Source organism: Actinosynnema sp. NPDC059335 (assembly GCF_042752395.1).
Classification (GTDB): Bacteria; Actinomycetota; Actinomycetes; order Mycobacteriales; family Pseudonocardiaceae; genus Actinosynnema.
Genome location: NZ_JBHYXZ010000013.1, coordinates 53,367 through 62,205 on the forward strand (window position 1 = coordinate 53,367; position 8,839 = coordinate 62,205).

The 8,839-nt window shown below is 75.4% G+C and carries 5 protein-coding genes; 3 read left to right on the top strand and 2 right to left on the bottom strand.

Going from position 1 to position 8,839, the window contains the following annotated elements; translation table 11 throughout:
• Positions 1-729: PHP domain-containing protein (locus ACFXGA_RS06615; protein ID WP_378084872.1), on the bottom strand; the 729-nt coding region annotated here is incomplete at its 3' end.
• 188 nt (positions 730-917) lie between these two features.
• Between ACFXGA_RS06615 and ACFXGA_RS06620 the strand changes: the two genes are divergently transcribed.
• Together ACFXGA_RS06620 and ACFXGA_RS06625 are read left to right on the top strand one after the other, a co-directional pair.
• Entirely contained in the window at positions 918-3,461 is a 2,544-nt protein-coding gene (locus ACFXGA_RS06620; protein ID WP_378084873.1) for a DUF4118 domain-containing protein, read from the top strand.
• Positions 3,458-4,138, top strand: coding sequence for a response regulator (locus ACFXGA_RS06625; RefSeq protein WP_378084874.1), 681 nt, complete (start codon positions 3,458-3,460; stop codon positions 4,136-4,138). Before ACFXGA_RS06620 ends, ACFXGA_RS06625 begins: the two co-directional genes overlap by 4 nt.
• Here ACFXGA_RS06625 and ACFXGA_RS06630 read toward each other — a convergent pair whose 3' ends face one another.
• On the bottom strand, positions 4,139-5,272 hold the full coding sequence (locus ACFXGA_RS06630; protein WP_378084875.1) for a hypothetical protein: 1,134 nt from the start codon (positions 5,270-5,272) through the stop codon (positions 4,139-4,141).
• 259 nt (positions 5,273-5,531) lie between these two features.
• On the opposite strand from ACFXGA_RS06630, the gene ACFXGA_RS06635 reads away from it, so the two are divergent.
• Positions 5,532-8,753 carry a S8 family serine peptidase gene (locus ACFXGA_RS06635; RefSeq protein ID WP_378084876.1) on the top strand — a complete coding sequence of 1,074 codons (3,222 nt, stop codon included), beginning with the start codon at positions 5,532-5,534 and terminating at the stop codon, positions 8,751-8,753.
• Positions 8,754-8,839 lie beyond the last annotated feature (86 nt).

Here is an 8,839-nt window from a genome sequence, read left to right on the forward strand (position 1 = left end):
GCGCAGCTCGTGCGGGCTGTCCACGCCGCGCCGGGCCGGGTGGTTGGCGAACATCAGCGCGATCTCCGTGCGGCCGGACAGCACCTGCGCCTCCAGGTACCGCAGGGCGGCCAACGCGTACGGCTCGCCGTCGGCCGAGGTGGCGCGGGCGATCAGGCCCTTGCCGCCGCTCGCCGCGGGCGTGGACAGGATCCCGCCGTCGTAGGCGGCCTCGAAGGCGCGCAGGATGTCCACCGCGGACCGGCCGGGCGGCAGGAACACCGTGGCGTGCTCGGCGCCCGGGATGTTCCACTCCAGACCCTGGTAGACGAGCACGTCCCGGTGCGCCCGGCGGGCGCGCTCGACGTCCGGCGCGACCTGGCCGACGGAGAACTTCTCGTGCGCCACCCCGCCGTGGTCGGTGATGACGATCCAGTCCAGCCCGTGCTCACGGGCCTTGGCGACCTGCTGGGCCACCTCGTACTGGCCGTCGGAGGAGTACTTGGTGTGGGTGTGGTGGTCGCCCGCGAACCACCGCCCCCGGCCGCGCCACGGGTTCACCGGGACCGGCGGCCGGTCGTCGTGCGCGTGGGCGGGCACCGCGCCGAGCGTGGTGGCCACGCCCGTCGCGCCCAGCCCGGCCAGGAACCGGCGTCGCGCCACCGAGAGCGGCCGGTCGTCCCCGACGTCGCGCCGGCTGCCTTCCGCTTCCCCGTGGTGGTGATCGTGGGCGTGGTGGTCGTGTGACATGCGGAACTCCGATCGCAGCGGCCCGGACGGCGGCAGGCCGAGTATCGGTTCGGCGCCCCGAGCCGGGTGGTGCGTCGAGCCGAACACCCGGTGAACACTCCGACGCCGGCCCGCGCCGGCCCGTCAAGACCGCGTAAAGGACCGGGGTTCGCCCGTGCGGCGCAACGGACGCGCGCACACTGGGCCCCGTGGACGGCAAGCGCAAGCGCGGCGAGCTGAGGATCTACCTCGGCGCGGCCCCCGGTGTCGGCAAGACGTTCGCCATGCTCGGCGAGGCGCACCGCCGCCGGGCACGGGGCACGGACGTGGTCGTCGGCCTGGTCGAGACCCACGGCCGGGACAGGACCGCGGCCCTGCTCGACGGCCTGGAGCAGCTGCCGCGCCGGCCGTCCGACGGCGAGCTGGACCTCGACGCGCTGCTCGCCCGCAGGCCCGAGGTCGCGGTGGTGGACGAGCTGGCGCACACCAACGCGCCGGCCTCCCGCCACGCCAAGCGCTGGCAGGACGTCGAGGAGCTGCTGGAAGCGGGGATCGACGTGCTCTCGACGGTCAACGTCCAGCACCTGGAGTCGCTCAACGACGTGGTCGAGCGCATCACCGGCGTGCGCCAGCGCGAGACCGTGCCGGACGAGGTGGTGCGGCGCGCCGAGCAGGTCGAGCTGGTCGACCTCACGCCCGAGGCGCTGCGCCGCCGCCTCGCCCACGGCAACGTCTACGCCGCCCACAAGATCGACGCGGCGCTGGGCAACTACTTCCGGCTCGGGAACCTGACCGCGCTGCGGGAACTGGCCCTGCTGTGGGTGGCCGACCAGGTGGACGTGGCGTTGCAGCGCTACCGCTCCGAGCAGCGCATCACCGACACGTGGGAGACCCGCGAACGGGTCGTGGTGGCGATCAGCGGCGGGCCGGAGAGCGAGACGCTGATCCGCCGGGCCCGGCGCGTCGCGGCCAGGGCGGGCGCGGACCTCATGGTGGTGCACATCCTGCGCGGCGACGGCCTGCGCGGCGTGTCACCGCAGCTCGTGGCCGGGCTGCGGCGGGTGACCGAGGACGTCGGCGCGACGTTCCACACGGTGGTGGGCGACGACGTGCCGACCGCGCTGCTCGACTTCGCCCGCGGCGTGAACGCGACCCAGCTCGTGCTCGGCACGTCCCGCCGGTCGCGGCTGGCCAGGGTGTTCGACGAGGGCATCGGCGCGGCCGTGATCCAGGCGTCCGGGCCGATCGACGTGCACATGGTCACCCACGACGAGGCCCGGCGCGGGCCGCGGCGGCGGTGGGGCGGCGCGAAGCACGCCCGGTCCCGCCAACTGCTCGGCTGGGGGCTGGCCGTGCTGCTGCCGGCCCTGGTGACGGCGGTGGGCCGGCTGTGGCACGACAGCCTCTCGCCGTCCACGGACCTGATCGGGTTCTTCCTGGCCACCGTGGTGGTCGCGCTGGTCGGCGGGTACGGCCCGGCGGTGGCGACCGCGTTCCTCGGCGCCGGGCTGCTCAACTACTTCTTCACCCCGCCCTACCACAGCCTGGCCGTGGCCGGCCCGGCGAACCTCGTCACGCTGGTCGCGATGCTGGTGGTGGCGGTGCTGGTCGCGCTGGTGGTGGACCGGGCGGCCCGGCTGGCCGAGCAGGGCGCGCGGGCCCGCACCGAGGCCGCGTTGCTCGCCTCCTACGCGCGCACGGTGCTGACCAGCCCGTTCCCGTTGCCGAGGCTGCTGGAGAAGGTGCGGGAGAACTTCGGGCTGGAGTCGGTGGCGTTGCTGGAGCGGCGCGACGGGACGTGGGCGCGGGTGGCGTGCGTGGGTCCGCGGCCGTGCGCCGAGCCCGACGACGCCGACGTGGACGTGCCCGTGACGGCGGACGTGCACCTGGCGCTGCGCGGCCGCACGCTGCCCGCGGCCGACCAGCGGGCGCTGGAGGCCGCGGCCGGGCAGGCGTTGATGGCGTTGCGGCAGCAGCGGATGGCCGCCGAGACGGCCGAGGCGCAGCGGCGGGCCGAGACCACCGAGCTGCGCACGGCGCTGCTGTCCGCCGTCGGCCACGACCTGCGCACCCCGTTGACCTCGATCAAGGCCGCGGTCGGCAGCCTGCGCGACACCGACCTCGCGTTGTCCGAGCAGGACACGTCGGAGCTGCTGGAGACCGTCGAGGTGTCCGCGGACCGGCTGACCGGCCTGATCGACAACCTGCTCGACTCGTCCCGGCTGGCCACCGGCGCGGTCGTGCCGCAACTGCGGTCCGTGACCTACGACGAGGTGGTGGCCCGCGCCCTGGCCGGCATCGACGACCGCGACACGGTGTCCGTGGACGTGGCCGAACACCTGCCGCCCGTGCTCGCGGACCTCGGCCTGCTGGAACGCGTGGTCGCCAACGTGGTCGACAATGCGCTGCGGCACGGCAGGCTCACCCCGCGCCGCCTGGTCGACGTGGACGGCGACGGCCGGATCCGGGCCGACGAGCCGGAGGTCGCGGTGCGCGCCAGCGCCTACGGCGACCGGGTGGAGCTGCGGGTCGTGGACCACGGGCAGGGGCTGCCGAAGAACACGGCCGACGCGGTGTTCGCGCCGTTCCAACGCCTCGGCGACCGCGACGCCACGCCCGGCGTCGGCCTGGGGTTGAGCGTGGCGAAGGGCTTCGTGGACGCCATGGGCGGCGCCATCACCGCGGAGGACACCCCCGGCGGCGGCCTGACCATCGTCATCTCGCTGCCGACCGCCGCGGTGACGACCGCATGACCACGGTCCTGGTGGTCGACGACGACCCGCTGATCGTGCGCGCGCTGCGGATCACGCTCAACGCCCACGGCTACGGCGTGCTCACCGCGTCCGACGGCGCGTCGGCGCTGCGCGCGGCCGACGAGCACCCCGACGTGGTGGTGCTGGACCTCGGCCTGCCCGACGCGGACGGCGTCGACGTGATCGCCGGCCTGCGCCGCGCCACCACCGCGCCGATCATCGTGCTGTCCGCCCGGACGGACTCGGCGGAGAAGGTGCGCGCGCTGGACGCGGGCGCCGACGACTACGTCACCAAGCCCTTCGGCGTGGACGAGTTCCTGGCCCGGCTGCGGGCCGCCGTGCGGCGCTCGGCCCACCGGCGGGTCCCCGCCGAGGAGCCGCTCGTCCGCACCGCGTCGTTCACCGTGGACCTGACCGCGAAGAAGATCCACCGCGACGGGACCGAGGTGCGCCTGACGCCGACCGAGTGGGGCCTGCTGGAGGCCCTGGTGCGGGCGGGCGGCGAGGCGCTCAGCCCGCAGCGGCTGCTCGCGGAGGTGTGGGGGCCGAACCACACGTCGGCCACCCACTACCTGCGCGTGTACCTGGTCCAGTTGCGGCGCAAGCTCGAACCGGACCCGGCCCACCCCCGGCACCTGGTCACCGAACCGGGCCGGGGCTACCGCTTCCAGCCCTGATCAGCGCCTCGGCGCGGGGGAGGGCAGGGTCCACCTGACGGCCTTGAGCGTGCCGTCGGCGGTGGTGCTCTCGCCCGCGACCGTGCCCCGGTCGTTCAACGCGGTCGGCAGGCTGTGCGCGCCGCCCAGCGAACCGAGGTAGGTCACCGTCCCGTTGCGCCACAGGAACGCGCGGGGCGCGTCCGGGTTGGCCGCCGACGTCCAGCCGATCACGTCGCCGCGCTGGTTGACCGCGACCGCCTCGGACGGGCCGGGCACGCCCAGGTCCACCGGCTTGCCGCCGGCGGGCCACAGCACCGCCTTGCGCTCGCCGGTGAACTGCCTGGTCCAGCCGACCACGTCACCGCGCTCGTTGAGCGCCTGCGGCCCGTTGGCCACCCCGCCGTCCTCGGCCAGCACCGTCACGCCCGAGCCGTCCCACCGCAACGCCTGCGTGCCCTGGTTGCCCACGACGACGCCCGCGCCGTTGATCGCCTCGACCGAGTACGTCCCCGAGCCCGGCACCGTGGCCAGCCGCTCGCACGTCGTCGTGGTCGCGCAGCGGAACGCGTACGCGTCCCCGCTGAACATCGGCAGCTTGGCGCCCGCCACCACACCGGCGTCGTTGATCGCGCTCAGCCACAGGTGCGGCCCGGACACCGGCAGCGTCGTGTGCGTGCCGTCGCGCCACAGGATCGCGCGCTCCTGGTGGTAACCCGACGACGAGGAGGAGGTGGTCATCGGCACCGAGCCGCTGTTGTTGATCGCCGACGCGACGACCCAGCCGCTGCCCGGCGAGATGTCGGTGGCCCCGCCCGCCTGCCAGATCCGCGGCCGCTGGACGTACGGCCCGGCGCCGCTGACCGCCTCCTGGATCAGCACCTGGCCGACCTGGTTGAGCCCCGAGGGCGTGCCGGCGCCGAGGTCGGTGGCCGCGCCGCCGGGCGACCAGTGCACGGTGTGCGGCGCGCCGTTGCCGGACGTGAACCCGATGACCTGGCCGAGGTCGTTGACCGCGACCGCGCGGTGCGTCGGGTAGCCGGGCAGGCCGGGCAGCGCGGTGACGAGGACGGCGGCCCGCGCGTCCGGCGCGGCCACCAGCGGGAGGGCCAGGGCGAGCGCCGCGATGGCCGCGGTCGTGCGTGACTTGGGCATGGTCGCTCCATTGCGAGATGTCCACTGAATCGATTCGAACGTATCCGCGCGGCCCCGCGGCCGGCGTCGTCCGGACAGCGGAATCGCCGGCCGGACCGGCGACCGGCCGCCGCCGGAGCACGACGTGCCGACGACTGGGCCGATCGGGTGTCGCGGCCCCGGCTGCGCCTCCCCGAAGCAACGCCGTCGCTCTCCGGGGTGTCCTAGTCACCGAGGGCAGTGGCGACCGCGGAGGCGCCGCCACGACGAGGGGAGTCCGATGGCCTGGGGCACGAGGGCACGCAGGATCGCGGCGCCGCTGGCGCTCGCGCTGGCCGCGGCGGTGGTGACGGCGGTGGTGACCGTTCCGTCGTCGGCCGCGCCCGCGCCGCCGACCGGCGGCCGGGGGGACGGCGCGCCACCGGAGGGGACGGTCACGCTCGTGACCGGTGACGTGGTGACCGTGCGCGGTGGCCGCGCCGACGTGCGACCCGGTCGGGGGCGCGGCGACGTGGGGTTCGTGCAGCGGCTGGACGAGCACGGCGACCTGCACGTGCTGCCGACCGACGTGCTGGGGGACCTGCGGTCGGGGCGGCTGGACGAGCGGCTGTTCGCGGTGAGCGGCCTGATCCGGGCCGGGTACGACGACCGGTCGACCCGGGTGACGCCGCTGATCGTCACGTCGACCGGCCCGGCCGTCGCGGGGCAGCCGCTGCCCAGCGTCGGCGGGTACGCGGTCGAGGCGGCCAAGGACACCGCGTTCTGGACCGGCCTGCGGGCGTCCGGCGTGCGGGAGGTGTGGCTGGACGGTCCCGTCCGCGCCACCCTGGACCGCAGCGTCCCGCAGGTCGGCGCGCCCCTGGCGTGGCAGGCCGGGCACACCGGCGCGGGCGCGAAGGTCGCGGTCCTGGACACCGGCGTCGACGCGACGCACCCCGACCTCGCGGGCGCGGTGGTCGAGTCGCGCAACTTCAGCGACAGCCCCGACACCGACGACCGCGTCGGCCACGGCACGCACGTCGCCGCCACGATCACCGGCTCCGGCCGCTACCAGGGCGTCGCGCCGGACAGCGTGGTGCTCAACGGCAAGGTGCTCGGCGACCACGGCGGCGGCCGCGAGTCCGACATCATCGCGGGCATGGAGTGGGCCGTGGCGGCGGGAGCCGACGTGGTCAACATGAGCCTGGGCGCCTCGATGCGCACCGACGGCACCGACCCGATGTCCCAGGCGCTCAACCGGCTCACCGCCGACAGCGGCGCGCTGTTCGTCGTCGCGGCGGGCAACTCCGGCCCCGGCGAGCACTCCATCGGCAGCCCGGCGGCGGCCGACCGCGCGCTCACCGTCGGCGCGGTGGACCGGTCCGACCGGCTGGCCGAGTTCTCCTCGCGCGGACCGCGCTGGTCCGACCACGCGATCAAGCCGGACATCACCGCGCCGGGCGTGGACATCGTCGCGGCCAAGGCGAAGCTCGGCCGCATCGGCGCCCCGGCCGACGACGGGCACGTGGCGCTGTCCGGCACGTCGATGGCGACGCCGCACGTGGCGGGCGCGGCCGCGATCCTCGCCGCCCGACACCCCGACTGGGCCGCCGACCGGATCAAGGCGGCGCTCATGGCGAGCGCCCGGCCGAACGCCGACCTGACCCCGTACGAGCAGGGCGCGGGCCGGCTCGACGTGGCCGCGGCCGTCACCACGTCGCTGACCGCGCGACCCGCCTCGCTGAGCCTGGGCGTGGCCCGGTGGCCGCACCACGACGACCAGCCGCTGGTGGCCGAGGTCGCCTACCACAACGCCGGCCCGGCCCCGGTGACCCTGGAGCCGGCCGCGGACCTGCGAGACCCGAACGGGGACCCGGCGCCCGCCGGCATGGTCGCGGTGTCGCCGTCGTCGGTCACGGTGCCGCCGGGCGGCGAGGCGACCGTCCGGGTCACCGTCACCACCTCGGTGGACGCGCCGGACGGCCGGTACGGCGGCGCGCTCGTGGTCGAGGGCGGCGCGACGACGCTGCGCACGCCGATCGGGTTCACCAAGGAGGTCGAGAGCTACGACGTGAAGCTCACGTTCCTCGACCACACCGGCGCGCCCACCCCGGAGTACTTCTACCGCCTGGTCGACGTGGACCACCGCATGGCGTACCTGGACCACGACCCGTCCGGCACCGTGGTCGCCCGCCTGCCCAAGGGCACGTTCTACGCCGACGCGTTCATCGAGACGCCGGCCACCCGGCAGGTGACCCAGGTGCTGGAGCCCAGCTTCACCGTCACCGGTCCGACCGAGGCCGTGTTCGACGCGCGGGCGGGCAAACCGATCGCGCTCGCGGTGGACGAGCCGGGCGCGGAGGTCGGGCGCACCGAGGTGTACTTCCGCCGCACGGCGAGCTGGGGCGAGACGGGCACCGGCTTCATCGGGTTCCGCCCGGGCGACGTGCTGTTCACGCCGTCCAAGACCTCGGCGCCCGGCGTGGCCGGCTTCTCCGTCGCCGGCCGGCTCGCCAAGCCCGACGGCGACGGCTCCTACCTCGGCAGCCCGTACCAGTACTCCGTGGCGTGGTCGCACGACGGCGCGGTGCCCGACCGGCTCGACCGCGCGTTCCAGCGGCGCGACCTGGTGAAGGTCAAGGCGGTCGCGGCCGCGGGCGGCGCCGGCCAGACGGGGTTCCTCGACCAGATGGCGGGCGGTCCGCTGCCGCTGCACGTCGACCGGTACTACTCGCCGGGCGTCGACTGGCACGGCGACTTCCTGCAGATGCCCGAACCGCAGGCGTTCCCGCCGCAGACGTCCCAGAGCACCGCGAAAGCGCGCCGCTTCGACCGGCCGACCACCGAGAAGTGGAACGCCGCCGTGTTCGGCCCGGCGTTCCCGCCGATGACCCGCGCCGCCGAGTGGGGTGGTCGGCTCGGCGACGAGGTGGCCGTCTCGGCGCCGATGTTCAGCGACCAGGACCCGAACCACTACGGCTTCTCGGAGGTCACGGCGGCGAAGACCACGCTGCACCGCGACGGCGTGCTGCTCGCCGAGTCGCCGTACGACGGCGCGGTGTCCGGCGTGGTGCCGCCGGGCAGGGGCACGTACCGCGTGCGCACCGAGGCCGAGCGGTCCGGCGTGGCCGAGCTGTCCACCCGCGTGGTGGCGGACTGGTCCTTCACGTCCGAGCACGTCGCGGGCGACGAGCCGGCGGCGCTGCCGCTGCTCGCGGTGCGGTTCGCGCCGTCCCTGGACGACCGCAACCGGGCCGCGGCCGGGCGTCCCTTCACGTTCCCGGTGTACGTGCAGCGCAACGGCACGACCGACACGCGCGACGTCGGCAGGCCCGCCGTGCAGGTGTCGTACGACGACGGCGCGTCCTGGCGGCCCGTGCCGCTGGTCAAGGTGGGTCAGCGGTGGCTGGCGGCGGTCGCGCACCCGGCCGGCGCGGCGTTCGTCTCGCTCAAGGCCCAGGCCCGGGACGCGGCGGGCAACTCGGTCGACCAGACGATCATCCGGGCCTACGCCCTGAAGTGATCACCGTCGGTGGCCCCCCCGGGCCCCCCCCCGGGGGGCCCCCGCGCGGTGGTGGACACGCCACCCCCCACCCCCCCCCACCACAC